The organism is Bacillus sp. FSL R5-0560 (assembly GCF_037966305.1).
In the GTDB taxonomy this organism is placed as follows: domain Bacteria; phylum Bacillota; class Bacilli; order Bacillales; family Bacillaceae; genus Bacillus; species Bacillus mojavensis.
The window spans coordinates 206,713-224,612 of sequence record NZ_CP150195.1; the positions used below are offsets into that span (position 1 = coordinate 206,713).

At 41.6% G+C, this 17,900-nt stretch carries 19 protein-coding genes and 1 pseudogene; 16 read left to right on the forward strand and 4 right to left on the reverse strand.

From position 1 onward, the window contains the following. The first annotated feature begins 13 nt into the window (after positions 1-13). The 7 genes from NST56_RS01175 to NST56_RS01205 all read left to right on the forward strand — a co-directional run bounded on the left by NST56_RS01175 (position 14) and on the right by NST56_RS01205 (position 7,027). The gene (locus tag NST56_RS01175) at positions 14-2,629 is read left to right on the forward strand and encodes a YbcC family protein (RefSeq protein WP_339179382.1); all 2,616 of its coding nucleotides are present in this window, start codon (positions 14-16) and stop codon (positions 2,627-2,629) included. A 76-nt stretch (positions 2,630-2,705) separates the two neighbouring features. Beyond that, entirely contained in the window at positions 2,706-3,233 is a 528-nt protein-coding gene (locus NST56_RS01180; RefSeq protein WP_339179384.1) for a carbonic anhydrase, read from the forward strand. A 62-nt stretch (positions 3,234-3,295) separates the two neighbouring features. Further along, a complete protein-coding gene (locus NST56_RS01185; RefSeq protein ID WP_339179386.1) occupies positions 3,296-3,586 on the forward strand; it encodes a DUF6407 family protein in 291 nt (96 codons plus the stop codon). Positions 3,587-3,645: 59 nt separating this feature from the next. Then, entirely contained in the window at positions 3,646-4,008 is a 363-nt protein-coding gene (locus NST56_RS01190) for a DUF2294 domain-containing protein (RefSeq protein ID WP_010332827.1), read from the forward strand. 506 nt (positions 4,009-4,514) lie between these two features. Further along, a complete protein-coding gene (locus NST56_RS01195; protein WP_003234907.1) occupies positions 4,515-4,817 on the forward strand; it encodes a metalloregulator ArsR/SmtB family transcription factor in 303 nt (100 codons plus the stop codon). Positions 4,818-4,946: 129 nt separating this feature from the next. Beyond that, on the forward strand, positions 4,947-6,119 hold the full coding sequence (locus NST56_RS01200; protein WP_339179389.1) for an MFS transporter: 1,173 nt from the start codon (positions 4,947-4,949) through the stop codon (positions 6,117-6,119). A 392-nt stretch (positions 6,120-6,511) separates the two neighbouring features. Beyond that, positions 6,512-7,027 carry a HEAT repeat domain-containing protein gene (locus NST56_RS01205; RefSeq protein WP_339179390.1) on the forward strand — a complete coding sequence of 172 codons (516 nt, stop codon included), beginning with the start codon at positions 6,512-6,514 and terminating at the stop codon, positions 7,025-7,027. 204 nt (positions 7,028-7,231) lie between these two features. Here NST56_RS01205 and NST56_RS01210 read toward each other — a convergent pair whose 3' ends face one another. Further along, a complete protein-coding gene (locus NST56_RS01210) occupies positions 7,232-8,239 on the reverse strand; it encodes a serine hydrolase (RefSeq protein ID WP_339179393.1) in 1,008 nt (335 codons plus the stop codon). 5 nt (positions 8,240-8,244) lie between these two features. Continuing rightward, on the reverse strand, positions 8,245-9,075 hold the full coding sequence (locus tag NST56_RS01215) for a MerR family transcriptional regulator (RefSeq protein WP_339179395.1): 831 nt from the start codon (positions 9,073-9,075) through the stop codon (positions 8,245-8,247). Positions 9,076-9,209: 134 nt separating this feature from the next. Here NST56_RS01215 and NST56_RS01220 point away from each other — a divergent pair, with 134 nt between their 5' ends. The 4 genes from NST56_RS01220 to NST56_RS01235 are packed head-to-tail and all read left to right on the forward strand — an operon-like array spanning position 9,210 to position 12,173. Continuing rightward, on the forward strand, positions 9,210-10,190 hold the full coding sequence (locus NST56_RS01220; protein ID WP_339179398.1) for an alpha/beta hydrolase: 981 nt from the start codon (positions 9,210-9,212) through the stop codon (positions 10,188-10,190). Between the two features lie 13 nt (positions 10,191-10,203). Further along, a complete protein-coding gene (locus NST56_RS01225) occupies positions 10,204-10,875 on the forward strand; it encodes a response regulator transcription factor (protein ID WP_010332834.1) in 672 nt (223 codons plus the stop codon). Next, positions 10,872-11,858, forward strand: a complete 987-nt coding sequence (locus NST56_RS01230; RefSeq protein WP_339179402.1) for a HAMP domain-containing sensor histidine kinase — start codon at positions 10,872-10,874, stop codon at positions 11,856-11,858. Before NST56_RS01225 ends, NST56_RS01230 begins: the two co-directional genes overlap by 4 nt. Positions 11,859-11,915: 57 nt before the next feature. Further along, complete coding sequence (locus NST56_RS01235; protein WP_010332836.1) at positions 11,916-12,173, forward strand: hypothetical protein; 258 nt, start codon at positions 11,916-11,918, stop codon at positions 12,171-12,173. On the opposite strand, the gene NST56_RS01240 is transcribed toward NST56_RS01235, so the two are convergent. After that, positions 12,162-12,932 (reverse strand): protein kinase, encoded by a 771-nt coding sequence (locus NST56_RS01240; protein WP_229149559.1) that lies wholly within the window; start codon positions 12,930-12,932, stop codon positions 12,162-12,164. The two genes, NST56_RS01235 and NST56_RS01240, sit on opposite strands and share 12 nt — an antisense overlap. A gap of 144 nt (positions 12,933-13,076) precedes the next feature. Between NST56_RS01240 and NST56_RS01245 the strand changes: the two are divergent. The 4 genes and pseudogenes from NST56_RS01245 to NST56_RS01260 form a co-directional block, all read left to right on the forward strand. Beyond that, positions 13,077-13,331 (forward strand): annotated as a pseudogene (locus NST56_RS01245) (DUF4885 family protein); the annotation flags it as partial. A gap of 349 nt (positions 13,332-13,680) precedes the next feature. Then, on the forward strand, positions 13,681-15,069 hold the full coding sequence (locus NST56_RS01250; RefSeq protein ID WP_010332840.1) for an amino acid permease: 1,389 nt from the start codon (positions 13,681-13,683) through the stop codon (positions 15,067-15,069). 111 nt (positions 15,070-15,180) lie between these two features. After that, entirely contained in the window at positions 15,181-15,429 is a 249-nt protein-coding gene (locus NST56_RS01255; RefSeq protein WP_010332841.1) for a sigma-G-dependent sporulation-specific acid-soluble spore protein CsgA, read from the forward strand. A 17-nt stretch (positions 15,430-15,446) separates the two neighbouring features. Continuing rightward, positions 15,447-15,638, forward strand: coding sequence for a YbxH family protein (locus NST56_RS01260; protein WP_168746818.1), 192 nt, complete (start codon positions 15,447-15,449; stop codon positions 15,636-15,638). A gap of 30 nt (positions 15,639-15,668) precedes the next feature. On the opposite strand, the gene blaOXA is transcribed toward NST56_RS01260, so the two are convergent. Further along, positions 15,669-16,478: a class D beta-lactamase gene (gene blaOXA, locus NST56_RS01265; protein ID WP_339179408.1), complete on the reverse strand. Its 810-nt coding sequence runs from the start codon at positions 16,476-16,478 to the stop codon at positions 15,669-15,671. 159 nt (positions 16,479-16,637) lie between these two features. Here blaOXA and NST56_RS01270 point away from each other — a divergent pair, with 159 nt between their 5' ends. Next, on the forward strand, positions 16,638-17,891 hold the full coding sequence (locus NST56_RS01270; protein WP_339179411.1) for a cytochrome P450: 1,254 nt from the start codon (positions 16,638-16,640) through the stop codon (positions 17,889-17,891). The last annotated feature ends 9 nt before the right edge of the window (positions 17,892-17,900 follow it).

The window sequence follows — 17,900 nt, forward strand, 5'->3', positions numbered from 1 at the left end:
GAGCTAATCAGAGATGGGCATTACATCCGTATTAACGAAAGAAAATGTAAAAAACAAAGATACAGATATTGATGTTCAAGAAAGTGATATTCACGTTTTCATTACATCTGCCAGCCGAGTCATTGCGCCACTCTGGCCTATTTCTACATTTGCTGCACGTAATCCGTGGATGGGACTTGAAAACCAACCTTTTGATCAGGTTGCAAGCTGGCTGAAAAATACTCGTGATGTTGATATATACCCTAGTGTGTCTATGATCCGTTCAGCAAAGAATAAAGGCGAGATTGATGAAGACTTTTTGGAAATGGGGCTACAGGGTTGGCTTGATTCACATTCTTTTAACATCCCACGGGACGTGGCAGAGCGATTTTGTCATGCTGGATTAAAATTAGAACCACTGCCTTCCAACCTTTTATCACCACATAAGCTGGAGCAATTGGTGAATGAATGCAGTGGACTGGATCATATCGAGAATGTTTTTATGCAACCAATCAGTTCGTATATCGAGAATCAGGATGGTGAAAGGTTAGTCAATATACTGGATCATCATGTCATTAAGTGGTCTAAATTATATCTTGATGACTCTCAAGCAGGTTGGACAATGCCAAATCGTGAGGAAGGTTTCTATCGTGCCTGGCAGCATCTCATTCAATATGATCCAGCACTTAGTAAAAAGCAGCGTGAAAGGTTAAAAGGCTGGCCGCAAGAGGCACATTTGGCTTTACAAAAAGCGTTATTCGCGTTAGAAATCCCCGAATCAGAAATCCAGCGTTATCTTGAAGGTCATTTACTTTCCTTACCTGGATGGGCAGGGATGATGCTATGGCGCTCCCAACAATCGAGCCAAGAACAAGCACTCCTAACAGAATATTTAGCAGTTCGAATATCTATGGAGTGGGCCCTTATAAAGCCATATTTACCTTTCACTAATAAACGATCTGAGAGAAACGTTTCGATTCCTCCCCTTTTAGCAGCTTGGATTCACTGGGGGGGACTTACATTAGAGGAATGGTCACAGATGTCGGCTGATGAACAAAACGAATATTTATCATTTGCCTACAGCTTTGATGAGAAACTTCGCAGGAAACTTTGGTTAGAAGCTTGGGAACAAACATACACTGATCGATTAAGTCAGAAGATCATCTCGAAGCAACGTGAAACCAACGGTAAAAAATCTGCATTAGCTCAATTAGCATTCTGCATCGATGTGCGATCAGAACCTTTTCGTCGTCAACTGGAAAAAGAAGGGCCGTTTGAAACGATTGGTATGGCTGGTTTCTTTGGGGTGCCAATTGCAACTTGTGAACTTGGCAGTAAACACAGTCATGCCTCCTTGCCGATCATACAAAAACCACAACATAAAGTTAAAGAGTTTGTAGATGAAGATGTACTCGAAAAATACAACCAACGAACGCAAGCGTTTCATTCTTTAAGCCATACATTTAAAACGATGAAGCAGAATGTGCTTTCGAGCTTACTACTGCCTGAGCTAAGTGGACCTTGGCTTACTCTGCAAATGGCAGCCCGTAGCTTTGTGCCAAGAAAGGCGGGTCGTTTCATTCGTCATCTCCGTGAGGCTTGGTTGCGCAAACCTGATACAAAACTCTCGCTTCATCATGATGCTACAGAGGCAGAAATACCTTTGGGTTTTACTGATGAAGAAAAAGTAAACTATGCTCGCCAAGCATTAAAAATGATGGGGTTAACAGAGAATATCGCCCCATTGGTCGTGATTTGCGGACATGGCAGCCAAAGCACCAATAATCCTTATGCCGCTGCTCTTGATTGTGGTGCCTGCGGTGGAGCGGCCGGTGGATTCAATGCAAGAGTTTTAGCTGCTTTATGTAATCTTTCAGAGGTAAGAGAAGCTCTATTAACTGAAGGAATGAAAATCCCTGAGGATACGGTTTTTGCTGCTGCTGAACATAATACAACGGTGGATGAATTACACTGGCTTTATGTACCAGAGCTTTCCGAAGCTGCACAGGAAGCATTTGACCATATTGAAGCTATTATGCCGAAAGTGAGACATAACGTTAATGCAGAACGTCTGGCCCAATTACCGAATGTCCAATCGAAACTTAAAAACCCGAAGGCTGAGGCACACCGATTTGCGGAAGATTGGAGTGAGATACGTCCGGAATGGGGACTGGCTCGTAATGCCGCTTTTATTATCGGGCAACGTGAACTCACTCAGGATTGTGATTTGGAAGGAAGAGCCTTTCTTCATAATTATGATTGGAAGCAGGATGAAAACGGTGAACTCCTAGCAAATATTATCGCAGGACCTGGAACTGTGGCCCAATGGATTAATTTACAATATTACGCATCAACAGTAGCACCTCATTATTATGGCAGCGGAAATAAAGCAACTCAAACCGTTACTGCAGGTCTCGGAGTTATGCAGGGGAATGCAAGTGACTTGTTAGCCGGACTGCCTTGGCAATCCGTCATGCAATCAGATCATGAGGCTTATCATTCTCCTCTTCGTTTGTTGATTGTCATTCAAGCACCTAGACAGCATGTAGAACGGTTATTAGATAATGACCCAGTATTTCAGCAGAAAGTTCAAAATGGATGGGTTCGACTGGCTAGTATTGATCCAGAAGGATGTTGGGAAAGCTGGTAATTATAATTTTAAACAGTTATCAAATGGATTTGTTACTCAATATAAAAATGATAAACATGTAGAAGAGGTGTGCTATATGAATGTAAATCAAAATAAAAAAGTATTATTTTTGACGGACATGGAAAACGGTTTGGAGCCTATTTTACAAGAAATGACTAACACTCCAGCAGAAAATATGCTGACTATACAAAGCTATGGTGCCGCTATCTCACATCCTTATGGAGAAATCATGAGGTCTGTTATTTTTGCGATTTACCAGGAAGATGTTGAGGAGGTTTTTGTAGTAGGAACCAAAGATAAGCGGACTTCAACAGGTTATGGACTCACTCAACTTGAAACAATGAAAGATAAAATACAAACATTGGATTATCTCTTTCAACATTGCAAGCCTGAATTTTTAGGCGGTACGGTCGATGAGTGGCTAAATGAAAATAACAGCGGCACGATTGAAAAAAGTGTTGATATCATACGCCAACATCCACTTGTGCCGTCATATGTTAAAGTTAGAGGTTTAATCGTTGATCATAAGGATGGGGAGTCCTCAATTGAGGAGGTTCCTTCTAGTAAAACAGGTCAAGCCTTACCTGATCATTGCTTGTCATGATGGAGTGAGGTGGTCAGCTTCTACACCCATATAGGGGAGAAAGCAGTTCTAAGGAGAATGTAATGGGCGCCAATATAACTGATTTTGTCACGAAAACAATAGAGGAAATAAGCTCGTTTGATCGTGAAAATATGGAATGTTTGAAAAAAGTAATAAGAAAAGCAATTCATATTTATCATTTAAAATCTTATGAAGAAGTTGAGGAAACCCATTTAGGGAGCATTCGTATTTTGCATGTACACTCTATGATGGAAGAAAATATGTTATCCAAAATGATAGTGGTCTTAAGAAACGGTAAAACTGATTTAGATATTGAAGGTGTATATGAAGGACATGTTGTAAGAGAATATTAATGAGACGAACGAACAAATAGAATATGCTGCTAATTATTTTGCCAGGAGATGTTTTATATATGAAGAAATCGAAGGGTTCTTATGAATCAGAGATCAGTAAGTCAATTACGCAATGGGAAAAGGATTATCTTGGGCGCGGGTCTGTGTCTGTTAAGACTGATATATTGCGGGATATGATCATTGTTAATTTAAAGGGAATTTTAACACCTGCTGAATATACAGTTTGTGGAACAAAAGAGGGTATGTTATCTATCAAACAAACTCGTTCGGAGTTAGTTGAATCAGGGATAGAAGGTCTTAAGAATATCATCCTAACGATAACTGGAGAAGAAGTGAAAAGTTTTCATACAGATTTAAGCTCTCGGACAGGTGAGCGAGTAATGGTATTTAAATTAAGTAATGATCTGGAGAAAAAATTATAATCTAGAGAGTTAAAATGTTTTATTAAACACTGTCTTGTTATTCCTGAAGATTCAATGGTTCATTTCGGAAAGATCTAACATCCGCTTTTGTTACGAGCGGATGTTTTTTTACAGTCTACACTTGAACAGTATTACATTCATTTTAACTGAAAGTCATGAAAAACATTCTTACATATCCAAACACAAGCATTCGTGGAAACGTCAAGGAAGTTGCTGTTCGTGAGCAAACACATGCATCATAATGGCTTTGAAGCGAAAATTTATGGTGTTATGGATACATTAAGATATGGTCCTTGTTGGAGAAATAAAAAAGCAGAAGTAGAGCAAAGTATATAAAAAGCAACGCTTTCTAATGGTCAATCTAGCAGTAGATAGCGAAAGTTAAGTTCTGTAATACCTCCAACAAAACTGAAATAAGTCTTCAGATTTTTAATTCTAAAAAAAGTCAGTCATCAAAAATTAAAAAACGAATTGACATATCGGAATATAACGATATAATAATCAATATGGAACCAATTGAAGTATTCAAAGCCTTATCAAATGAATCAAGGCTGCAAATTTTGCAATGGCTGAAGGAACCTGATCGTCATTTTGCACCCCATGAAGGGATTGATATGAATACAATCGGGGTATGTGTCAGTCAAATAACAGACAAATTGAAAATGACGCAATCAACGGCTTCCCAATATCTCACCATCCTTTTAAGAGCCGGCCTGATTAAGGCTGAACGAATCGGAAAGTACACGTATTACAAAAGAGATGAAGAAGCCATTGGGAAACTTGCTGACTTTCTTAAAACAGAGATATAAAAATAAACATCAATAGATGTTTATTTTTACGCCATACATATCGACATATTACGATGTGTTTATTTTTTGATCTAACATATCGTTAATTCGTGATATGTTGTTATATTAATGATTAAGGAGTGAACGTTTATGTCTAACACTTGGAAAATTTACATTTTAGCCATTGTCAGCTTTTTAGTCGGAACTTCAGAGTACATCATTTCCGGAATTTTGGATCACATTGCTGATACACTCGGGATAACCTTGGCTGCCGCGGGCCAGCTCATTACAATCTTTTCACTTGTATATGCTCTTTCTACACCCGTACTTATGGCATTGACAGCAAGTATGGATAGACGCAGGTTGATGATGTATGCTCTCGGTTTGTTTGTGTTCGGCAATATTTTGGCCTTTGTCCTGCCTGGTTATGGATGGTTTATTGCAGCACGGATCATTATGGCGATGGGAGCAGGTGTTGTTGTTGTCACCGCATTAACGATTGCCGCTAAGATTGCGCCGGAAGGAAAGCAGGGCAGTGCCATCGCTACGGTCGTTATGGGATTTACCGCTTCTTTAATCATTGGTGTTCCGCTTGGAAGATTGATAGCAACAGCATTAGGCTGGAAGTCTGTATTTGGTGCAATTGCTTTGTTGGGATTGATCGCAATGGCCGTTATATTCTTTACGCTTCCGCATACTGAAGGAGATAAGCCCGTACCTTTGCTTCAACAGCTTGCCCTTTTCAAAAAACGGAAAGTGGCGATGGGATTATCAATCACTTTCTTCTGGCTCGGGGGATATTCTGTTGCTTATACCTATTTGTCACCTTTTCTCTTGAACATTTCAGGAATAAGCGGCAATCTGCTTAGCGGTGTTTTGCTTATATTCGGGATTGCCAGTTTGGTTGGATCAAAGTTTGGGGGATATAGCACCGATAAATGGGGAGTGCCCTTTACACTCGTTGGCGGGATGACATTGCATATCGTCACACTGATTCTGCTGTCACTTGTCACCCATTCCTATGTCGGAGTGTTGGTGATTCTGATATTATGGTCGTTTGCCGCATGGTCTACCGGTCCGACACAGCAATTTCACCTGGCTACAATAGAACCGGAAATGTCAGGTGTTTTGCTTAGCATGAATCAGTCAATGATGCAATTCGCCATGGCAGTCGGCGCAGGAATAGGCGGGGTTTTTGTAGAAAACGTATCATTGGCCTCGATTACCTGGATTGGTGCATTAGGGGTTATGATTGCAATTATTGCATCATTAATGAGTTTTCATTCACAACCGAAACAGGCGCTAAAGGATATCAATCACTAACACACTGGCTTGTTTTACTTCTTAAAATTCAATAGGTTCATATCGAAAGATCTAACATCCGCTCGTCAATACAAGCGGGTGTTTTTTTATAAGCTGTTCAAAGTCAGTCCATATGCCTTCCAAGGGAAGACATCGTTCTGTATGTGTCGAAGGCGCACTGAAGCTGAAAGAGATTTCTTAAGGCTTTGCCGGCGGACAGCTGAAGCACGGCACGATTGCCTTGATCGAACAAGGTACACCAGTATATGAGTCAAAATGGTTTGTTAGTCGTTTTATTAGCTCCTCACAGGAGTATTTACAGTGCTTATGGTATTTATATGTTAATTGGAAGGTAAGGCGCTTATCGAAAAATATTCTGAGTGTCTGTTATCAAACGAGAGAGGGGCTCTTTTATGAAATCAAATGGTGATGAAATGTCGTTGTCTGTTCAGAATTTAGCGAATACAAATGAGATCACAATTGTTCAAGCGATAGGGGAGTTAAAGAAATCAGGACAAGATGCAATACCTGTTTTGGTTGAGGCCTTAAAAGAGGAAGGCTCTTTGCGTAATATCGCGGCTGCCGTTTTAGGTGAGTTTGGGGAAGATGCGAGTGAAGCGGCGGAGGAGCTGTCATGTTTATTAAAAAGTCATGCCGAAGATACAAGGATGGCTGCGGCCATTTCACTTATGAGAATCGGAAAGGCCAGTCTGCCCTTTGTCATCAAAATCGCTCAAGAAAGTGAAGGGCAATCTCGTTTTTGGGCATCCTGGTGTATTGCATGGATCGATCCTTCTTACATTGAACCGAAGATGTATGAATGCCTAAAACATGAGCATGAACATCCTTCAGGAATGGTTGCTCCGTTTGCGGCTGAAGAGGCATTAGGAAAGCTGATTGCTTTTCAGCTGAAGGATAAGGAGGATTGAAAGTAGGGCAGTAGGTATGGAAAATTTTGAAAATCAATTCTTCAGGGATTTTTAGGAACTCTCATTCTCTATTTAGTTCACGATGAAATTAGAAAATTGACGGGACGAGATTTTCTAATTGGCGGTTATTGGCAGCCTTCTCCAAGAAGAAAGATATTGAGAAGGCTGCTGCTTATTTCGATGCTTTTCTTCTCCATTTTAAGTTTAATCTTTCATAGGCAAGACAATGCACTCCTTAATTAACTGCCACCTATCTCGAGCATTCATGGTGAATTCTGATGCGATCGCTACGACCAGGTCTTTTTCTGGAACACAGCAAATCACATTGCCGCCATCGCCAAGTGCTGAGTATGAGAAAACACCTTCCTCTTCACGCAGCCACCATAGATAACCGTAGTTATTGGGGTTCATTGCTATTGATTCGTCAATCCATGATCTCGGAATGACTTGTTGATTGTTCCAAGTACCATGATTCAAATAAAGATAACCAAACCGTGCCATATCCCGTGGGGGCAGCGTAAGTCCCCATCCTCCGGTTGAGTTGCCGTCAGGGTCGTTCACCCAACCCCTCACATGTTTACCGAAAAGGTCATCAAAGCCATATGATTTCATTTCATATTGCGGGATCTCTTTCATGCCGATCGGTTTAAACAGGTGTTCGTTGGCAAACTCGCGGGCGCTTTTGCCCGTACTGCGAGTGATGATGGCTGATAGCAGGTGCGCGCCAGCGGTGGAGTATTTAAATGTTCCGATGGTGCCTCCTTGACCCAGCATATCCAGCGTATACGTGATCCAGTCTTGCTGCATGCACATCTTGTCGAGAGGTTCGTTCCAGTCTTCAAATGGATAGGGAGCTGTCATTGTGAGAAGATGGCGTAGGGTGATGTCTCGTTTCTGTTTGTCGGCAGGATGGGGTATATATTCCGGGAAAAAGTCGAGAACGTTTTGGTCGATGTTTTTAATGTATCCTGCATTTATCGCGATCCCGATGAGGGCGGATATGATGCTTTTCGTTACAGATGCCACATGATGCGTATCTTCCGGTCTATAGCCATGATAATAACGCTCATAAACGATGCATGTATTTTTCACAACCACAATACCGTTTATATTGCTGTATTCGGACTTTATCTTAGGATCAAGCTCAAACAGTTTTTCGGCATCCATCCCCAAGGCTGCCGGGTCTTCAGTTGGCCAGTCGTTTCTTTGCATGACAGTTACCTCTCTTTTTTCTTTATTGGAAAATACACTTCGGTCACAATATCCTCTGGAATGGCGGCATGAAGATGATCAGTTACATACACTTCATAGGGTGATTGCGTTAATTCATAGCCTTTATCTTCGACCCATTCCCTCAGCTTAGCGTATACCGAGGTTAATTCTGCATATGGGCCTTTTAAAACAGACTTTGCGCAAAGGCCTCCGGGCAAATTCCGCGTACCCTTAACAGACTCCTCTATTGGAATCGCAAATTCTGTATCATTGCCGGCGGGGTTGTACTCAGGGCTGTGATAAATTGTCATGGGCGTGCCAAGCAAGGTAAGTTTATCAACAGCAATTTTTTCATATAGCCTGCTAAAATACTTTTCGTATCCTAGGGCATAGTCATGACTGCTCATCATTTTGCGTACATACAGGATGGTTATTGGCTGGGTTTCGGCAAGCACTACTTCTATATCGTCAAGCCATGACATCATTGGTTTGCCTTTCTCTGCACGCCGAATATCGAGGTTCAATTGTGTAAGGGTATATTCATAAGCATTGATCTTTTCCTGTACTTCTTTTCTTTTTCGATGAAGGGCAGAACCAAGCTTTTCTTCAGCAAGATCCTCTTCCAAATCGAGAATGTTTTTGATTTCTTCCAGAGAAAATTGATAGGACTTTAAACGGTTAATCAAGAGCATTTTTTTCAGCTGTCTGATCGAATAATATCGATATCCATTTTCAGGGTTAATGTCTTCGGGGTAGATTAATCCAATTTCATCATAGTATCGCAATGTTTTTGTTGATACTTTGCATATCTTCGAAAATTCACCGATCGATAGCAAGCGATCACCTCCATGCTCCAAATGTACACCTTTCCGTAAGGGCAAAGTCAAATGTGAAAATAAAATTTTCCAAAGTTAATCAGAAATTTATTTTTATACCGTATCCTTTCAGTATCACGTGAAAGGAGCATCATATGAAAACGTTATGGAAAGTCGTAAAAGTATTTTTTGGCATTCTGGGTGCTTTGATTGTGCTTGCAGCCGTCTCGGTCTTTATCTACCACCATTACCAACTAAATAAGGAAGCAGCACTCCTTAAAGAAAAAGGCATATTAGTCAATGTTGATGGTAAAAAGATAAATGTATATCAAGAGGGAAGCGGGAAGGATACGTTTGTGTTTATGTCCGGTTCGGGGGTTGCTGCGCCTGCTTATGAGATGAAGGGGTTGTACAGCAAGTTTTCAAAAGAAAACAAGATTGCTGTAGTGGATCGTGCGGGCTATGGTTACAGCGATGTGTATGATGATGACAGAGATATTGATACAATATTGGAACAGACGAGAAAAGCGCTACTGCAAAGCGGGAATAAGCCTCCTTATATTTTAATGCCTCATTCCATATCAGGAATTGAAGCGATATATTGGGCGCAGAAATATCCTAAGGAAATTAAGGGCATTATTGCGATGGACATAGGATTGCCTCAGCAGTATGTCACGTATAAATTGAGCGGGATTGACAGACTGAAAGTAAGGGGGTTCCATCTGTTAACGGCGATTGGTTTTCATCGGTTTATGCCGTCTGCTGCCTATAATCCGGAGGTGATTCGGCAGTCGTTTTTAACTGATCATGAAAAAGAAATCTATAAAGCCATTTCATTTAAGCAATTTTTCAATGCTGATATGGCGCATGAGCTGTTACAGTCTTACCAAAACGGCAGGAAATCTGTGAATCTGCCGGTACCAAAAGAAACACCAATTTTATTTTTAGATGCCATTGCTGATCAATATAAAGACTCAAAATATACAAAACAGCAACGTAAAGATTATAAAGAACTTGCAGACCAATTAGAAGTATCAGAAGTGAGAGAGTTAAGGGGCACACACAGCATATATTTATACCAGCCTGATCAGATCTATCAGCTTTCTATGAAGTTTCTCAAACAAAAACTGAAATGAAAGGTTCGCTAAGATGAAGGGTTATCATATTTTAATCGTGGAAGACGATGTCATGATTGGTGATCTGCTGCAGAAGATTTTGCAGCGTGAGGGATACGATGTCAGCTGGAAAACGGACGGAGCGGATGTGCTTTCAGTCATTCAGAAGGCTGATTTGGTCATTATGGATATCATGCTGCCGGGTGAGGACGGGTATCAAATGTCTAAAAAAATAAAAGATGTAGGGTTAAATATTCCTATCATTTTTCTGTCCGCCCGCAATGATATGGACAGCAAGCTTCAAGGATTAAAAATCGGCGAGGATTATATGGTAAAGCCTTTTGATCCGAGAGAGCTGCTGCTGAGAATGAAGAATATGCTTGAGCATCATTATGGCACCTTTACGAGAATTAAACATTTGCATATTGATGCAGACACCAAAAAGGTATTCAATGGAGATTTGCATCATGAAGTGCTGTTTACCGCGATTGAGCGGAAAATATTCTTCTATCTGTACGAAAACAAAAACAGTATCTTAACGAAGGAACATTTCTTTAATTATCTATGGCAACTTGAAGACAGAAACCCGAATATTGTGAATGTGCACATTAAAAAAATCAGAGCGAAAATTAATGATGTAGCGGGTGAGATCATTGAAAATATCTATGGAGAAGGGTATCGGCTGAATACCGTTGTGAAGAAATGAAGCTAAAGACAAAATATCAGTTATTATTATGTACGGCCGTCATTAGTGTTCCGGTACTGTTGCTGGCGGTTAGCATTTTGATGTCGGTGATTTATGACAGCATGTTTAAACCGATCAATCATGGCATGCCTTTTCACAGGTCTTTTGCATATCCGGCAATGCTGGCCGCATTTTTATTATCACTTTTTTTGTTAGCTTTTTTATTTTCAAAATCAATTCATTCTCTGCTGCGCAAAATCAATCTATTGAATCAAACCATTCGGCATTTAGCGAGCGATAAAAAGATCCCCAATAAACTGGAAGTTAAAAACGATGATGAAATTGGCGAATTGATCAAATCGGTCAACTTGTTAATTGAACGGACAACGTACCGGGAACTGGAACTAAGACAGCGAGAGGACATGAAAAAGGAGCTGATGCAAAAACTAAGGCATGATATTAATACACCTTTAACAGCTCTCAGGCTGCAGTTATTTTATTTGGAGAGCCAGTGCCAGGATCAAACTGCATTTGAATCTTTGTACCAGCAAATTGAATATATTGCGGAATTAACGAATGATTTGAATCTATTTTCCACTGAAACGTTAGAGAGCTCATATATTATAAATGAAGAAGTACGAATAAACGATCTATTAGAAACAGCGGTGAAAAAGTGGGATTATTTATACAGTTTGAATGGGATTGAATTGCACTATAAGCCAACAGATCAAGATGTGATATGGATAAGCAACGGTTTATGGATGCAAAGACTGTTCGATAACATTTTTCAAAATACGCTAAAGCATTCGAAAGCTGAAAAGCTGGAAGTCAAGATAGAAAACGGCGCTGTTTCGATTCGCGATGATGGCATTGGATTTGACAGAGAACAAGACAGTGACGGGCTTGGGCTGAAGATTATTGAGGATGTATGCCGGCTGCTTCGTATTACCTATGTACTGCAGACGAATGAAAATGGAACTGCGTTTTTGTTTTCGAAAAAGTGATCCTGCTATGTTTTTCTTTCTTCCAGAGAATTATATATAATAGGAAGCAGATAAGGGGTGAACAGCATATGTTTAAAAAAATCATCAAAACAATCAAGTACCTCTCAAGCAGCTCGAGTGATCGCCATCGCAGACACCGGCACTACAGCAGCAGCCGGCGCCGCCATTACCGCAGCTACAGCAGCAGCTCTGGCAGAAGAAGACATTACGATCGTTATGGCGGCAGTCACCGCTACAAACGCCGTAGCTACAGCAGCAGTTAATTCAAAAAAGTTCTTGTTCCGCATTGGGACAAGGGTTTTTTTATGTCACTGATTGAATCGCGCGGTTCAGGTCTTCGCGAATAGAAGCGGTGTGCTGATATTCTTCCTCAATGCCCAATAATTTTTTCAGCAGCAGAGTTACTTCTTTTGTCAGCGTTAATTCCTCCAGCCAAGTGGCGTTTTTCTTCTTTTTCCCTTTATATTGAGAGTACAGCAGGAACAACAGGGTTTCACCGAGGTCGAAGAAGTCATCCCGTTTTCTGAGCTTTAATTCCTCATCTTCTTCACGAGATAACTGTTTAGCAAGGCCGAAATCGATGAGACATACGTTACCGTGATTCATCATAATGTTTGGCGTTCTGATGTCACTGTGAAAAATAAGACGTTCATGCAGGTATTCTACAATGTCCAGCAGCTGAGACATCAGCTGTAATGCCATCAGCTCTGTAAACGGCTGTTTTTGAAAAAATAACAATTCCTCTATATTATCGCCCTCGATCATCTGCATGACATAGTAGGCTTGTCCGTCTATGATGAAGTCTTCTATATAGGCCGGGATTTGCGGGTGGCTGATGCGTTTGAGCAGACCAATTTCCTGCTGAAATCGGACTCTTTCCTTTTGTTTTTTGGCTTTTGTCGGACGGAGCTGTTTTAAAACGTACGGTGTTTGCGTAAGGACATCGGTGCACACATAAACCAAGCCGTAGCCGCCCATGCCGAGGCATTCTTCGATTTTGTATTGGTTGTTCAGTATGACGCCGTCCTTCAGAGGGCGGTCAAATAATAGCTTTTTTAACTGTTTTAATGCCATTCGCGCTGCACTTCCCTTAGTTGTACTGATTATAGTTTATCAAAACAATTGCATCTTGGGCTAAGTCTATTCTAATGGAAGCTTAGCATAAAAAAAGAGCCGGATCATGGAACCTGCCAGCTCAGTAGATTAAAACTGCTTTGTGACATCGTATTGATAAATAAAGAAAAACTTGAGACTGATCCTGTGCAAAAACAAACTGCTTCCTATGCTATATCTCACTATGGTTCACAGCTCAGTAAAATGGCGGAAATCGGATATGATACCATCCCTGATTTCATACTGTCAATTGGCTACAGCAATGGGTCTTTGAGAGATCTGGGGCAAAGCAAGGGCTATGGGACAGGTGATACGGAGTGGCTTGAAACATTAAAACGCCAAACTGGCGTAAATTATTAGGTAAGCTGTTCATCGTGAACAGCTTATTTTTTTATGCCCATCTCATGAAAGCAGCTGTATCATATATCGTTTTTAATATTGTTCTGATTTCATTATATTCATATAAAAGATTTTAATTGAAGTGATAGATCAAACCCAGTGAATGAAAGTGTTTACCCGAAAAAAACAATTGTATTTTCCAGAGAAATTTATTATGATGAAATAAGTAATTTTGGAGATTATCTAACAATTTTATGATTGAATTTTCTGATATTTGTAGCTTCATACGAAATGAAGAACGTTTTGAAGGCTGATCGGCCTTTATGCTATTTCGGTTGAGCTGTATTCGTTTTTAAGAGGAGGAAGCGGAGTGGAAAATAAAGAATTGAAGAGGGGCTTGAGCGCCCGTCATATTCAGATGATTGCCTTGGGCGGTACGATCGGTGTTGGTTTATTTATGGGTTCTGCCAGCACGATTTCATGGACTGGCCCGTCTGTCCTTCTGGCTTATGCGATTTGCGGAATTTTTATCTTTTTTATCATGCGTGCAATGGGTGAAATGCTGTATGTGGAACCAAGTACCGGTTCTTTTGCAACATTTGGCCATCAATACATTCATCCCCTTGCTGGTTATATGACGGCGTGGAGCAACTGGTTCCAGTGGGTGATCGTCGGCATGTCAGAAATTATCGCAGTCGGTTCTTATATGAAATATTGGTTCCCGGATTTGCCTGCTTGGATACCTGGTATCGTAGCTATGGCAATTCTTGGTGCGGCGAACTTAATTTCTGTTAAGTCGTTTGGTGAGTTTGAATTTTGGTTTGCGATGATTAAAATTGTGACGATTATCTTAATGATTATTGCGGGATTAGGAATTATTTTCTTCGGCTTTGGCAATGGCGGAGATGCTATCGGTTTGTCTAACCTATGGTCTCACGGCGGCTTCTTTGCGGGCGGTTTCTCAGGATTTTTCTTTGCACTGTCTCTGGTTATAGCGGCTTATCAAGGGGTTGAGCTGATCGGGATTACTGCCGGAGAAGCAAAGGACCCGCAAAACACGCTGCGCAACGCGATTCAAAGCATTATCTGGCGCATTTTGATTTTCTATATTGGTGCTATTTTTGTGATCGTGACGGTATATCCTTGGGATGAGCTGAATGCACTTGGAAGCCCGTTTGTGTCTACGTTTTCTAAAGTTGGAATTACGGCAGCGGCCGGCATTATTAACTTTGTCGTTATCACGGCGGCGATGTCAGGCTGCAACAGCGGGATTTTCAGCGCGGGACGTATGCTTTATACATTAGGTGTCAATGGACAGGCACCGAAATTCTTTGCGAAGATTTCTCGAAATGGTGTGCCGCTGTATGGCACAATCGCAGTGCTGATCGGATTAGCTGTCGGCGTTGTGCTGAACTATGTTGCGCCGCCGAAGATCTTCGTATATGTATACAGCGCAAGCGTGCTGCCGGGGATGATCCCTTGGTTTATCATTTTGATCAGCCACCTCGGGTTCAGAAAAGCGAAGGGCGCTGCGTTAGACAAACATCCGTTCAAAATGCCGTTTGCACCTTTCACAAATTATTTGACGATTGCTTTCTTGCTGATGGTTCTTGTCGGCATGTGGTTTAATAATGATACTCGGATATCTTTAATTGTAGGGGTTATTTTCTTAGCTCTAGTGGTCATCAGTTATTATGCTTTTGGAATTGGCAAGCGCGTGCAGGCGGACGTTACAAAAAGAAATCAAGCAGCTGAATAATACAGGAAAAAGAGACATTGACTGATGTCTCTTTTTTCATTTTTTGCGTATGGATTTTTCTCATTTCAGCAACCTATAGGATAAAGAACGCAAAGGAAAGGTGCTTATATCATGGATGTTACACTCGGTTATTTGCGGGAGTCACTTTCAAATCATCTTGAAAATGAAGTCTGTCTGCGGATTTGCAAGAAGATGCTGGCGAAGCGGTATGCCAATGAAGAGGAGTTTGTAAAGGATTTGGATGACGATGAGATGTCATATTTGAATCAGGTGCTGGAAAAGGAGATTAAGTATGCCCAAGACGAACAGGATCAAAAACGGGCCAAGGAATTAAATGAGGTGTATGAATTACTGCTTTGAGAAAGGCGGGAATGAAATTGGGTGCGATTGAACGAAGCGGATATACGTTTCAGCCGGAGTTTAGTGTCGTCCGGCAAAATGGGGCGATCCACGTGTATCGTCATGGAGAATTTGTTGAAGAAATTGAATTCGAGTTTAACGGTGACTACCCGGATCATGATTTAATTGAAGAGCTTGTGAATCATTATTGCTTTGAGCATGACATTTAAGAGCCCTGTGCGTTTGCAGGGCTCATTCATTTATGAAGTGATCAGGCCATATTTTTTTAGAAGATCAATTGTGATGTTTTTGGCTGTTGTACCGGAGTCATCAACATTGGTGACAAACGTATAGGAGCCGTGCTCTGTTTTGATGAATCCGACAAACCACCCTAATCCCATGTCTGTCAGGCGAGTTCCGGTTTTGCCGTAAAGCGTATAATGATCTCCTTCTTCTTGAATCATCATGCGTTTGACGGTTTTCATGACTGTTTTGTCAAACGGGAGCTTCTCTTTGTAAAGCTTCTCCATAAAGGCTTCTTGTTCCAACGGAGAAATTGTCAGAGAGCTTTGCAGCCAAAACTGGTCGATTCCGCCGCTGATATCTTCGTTTCCGTATGACAGGGTATGAAGCCAGGTTTTCATTCTTTCCTCGCCGATGTCCCTCGCTAATGCCTGGTAATACCAGATGGCAGATTCCCGCATGGCTGAGCCAAGCGTATGGTCGCGGTTCCATGATTCGAATTCGCGTTTGACGCCATCCCAGCGTTTGACATCATATTCATCCCGGACAGCTTTCACTTGCAAGCCGATTAAGGCGTTGGTCACTTTAAAGGTAGATTGCGGAGTTTGTCTTTTGTTGGCCCGTTTTTTGTTGTAGACAAATGTCTGATCCTTTTCTAAATCATGAAGGATGAAGGTTCCGTCAGTATCCTTGAACTCTTTATCCACATTCATTCGGCTGACATTCAGGTGCTTTTTTGTTTCATTGGCGGGCGCTTTTGCATGGAGGGACAAACCTCCTGAACCGGCAATGACCAGCACAAGAAAAGCATATATCCATTTCTTCATTTTGATCTCCCCTTTGTTTTGATCATCTATCTTTTCTCCATTTCTGTGTTTCTACCTTTAAAAGTAATGAAAAATTGCTTGGAAGCAAATACTGTCATTGGGTTTATCTTCGTGAGATAAAGTGAAAACAGAAGTAAAAAAGGAAGGCAGGGTTGCGGGATGAATGAGCAGATTCCACATGACAAAAGCCTCGATAACAGTGTGGCTTTGATGCGGGAAGGATATTTGTTTATCAAGAATAGAAAAGAACATTACCATTCGGATTTGTTTCAGGCACGCTTGCTTGGAAAAACATTTATTTGTATGAGCGGGGCGGAGGCTGCGAAGGTATTTTATGATACTGAACGGTTTCAGCGGCAGGGTGCTCTCCCGAAACGAGTGCAGAAATCGCTGTTTGGCGTCAATGCGATCCAGACAATGGATGGCGACACTCATATCCATCGAAAGCTGCTTTTTCTGTCATTGATGACACCTCCGCATCAAAAACGGCTGGCTGATCTGATGACAGAGCAGTGGGAAGCGGCTGTAACAAGGTGGGAAATGGCGGATCAGGTGGTGTTGTTTGATGAAGCAAAAGAAATCCTATGCCGGGTGGCCTGCTATTGGGCGGGTGTTCCGCTGAAGGAAACGGAAGTGAAAGAGAGAGCGGACGATTTCATTGATATGGTAGACGCGTTTGGTGCAGTGGGGCCGCGGCATTGGAAGGGAAGAAGGGCAAGACCTTGGACGGAAGAGTGGATTGAAAAATTGATAGAAGATGTCCGCGGCGGCAGGCTGAAAACAGAACATGGATCAGCGCTGCATGAAATGGCTTTTTATACGCAAGAGAATGGGAGCCGGCTTGATGCCCGCATGGCAGCCATCGAGCTCATTAATGTGCTGCGTCCGATTATAGCGATTGCTTACTTTATCTCGTTTTCAGCGTTGGCGCTGCATGAACACCCGAAGTATAAGGAATGGCTTCGTTCTGGAGGCAGTCAGGAAAGAGAAATGTTTGTGCAAGAGGTGCGCAGATTTTATCCCTTTGGGCCGTTTTTAGGAGCCGTTGTCAAAAAGGATTTTACATGGAATGACTGTGAGTTTAAGAAGGGGGCATCAGTGCTGCTTGATGTGTATGGAACGAATCATGATCCCCGTATGTGGGACAATCCTGATGAATTCCGGCCTGAGCGTTTTAAAGAGCGGGAGGAAAATCCGTTTGATTTCATCCCTCAAGGCGGGGGCAACGCGGAGAAGGGCCATCGCTGTCCGGGGGAAGGGATTACCATTGAAGTGATGAAAGCGAGCCTGGATTTTCTCGTGAATCAGGTTGAATATGACGTGCCAAAACAATCGCTGCATTACAGTCTTGCCAGAATGCCGTCATTGCCTGAAAGCGGATTTGTGATGAGCGGCATTAGACGGAAAAGGTAAATATAAAAG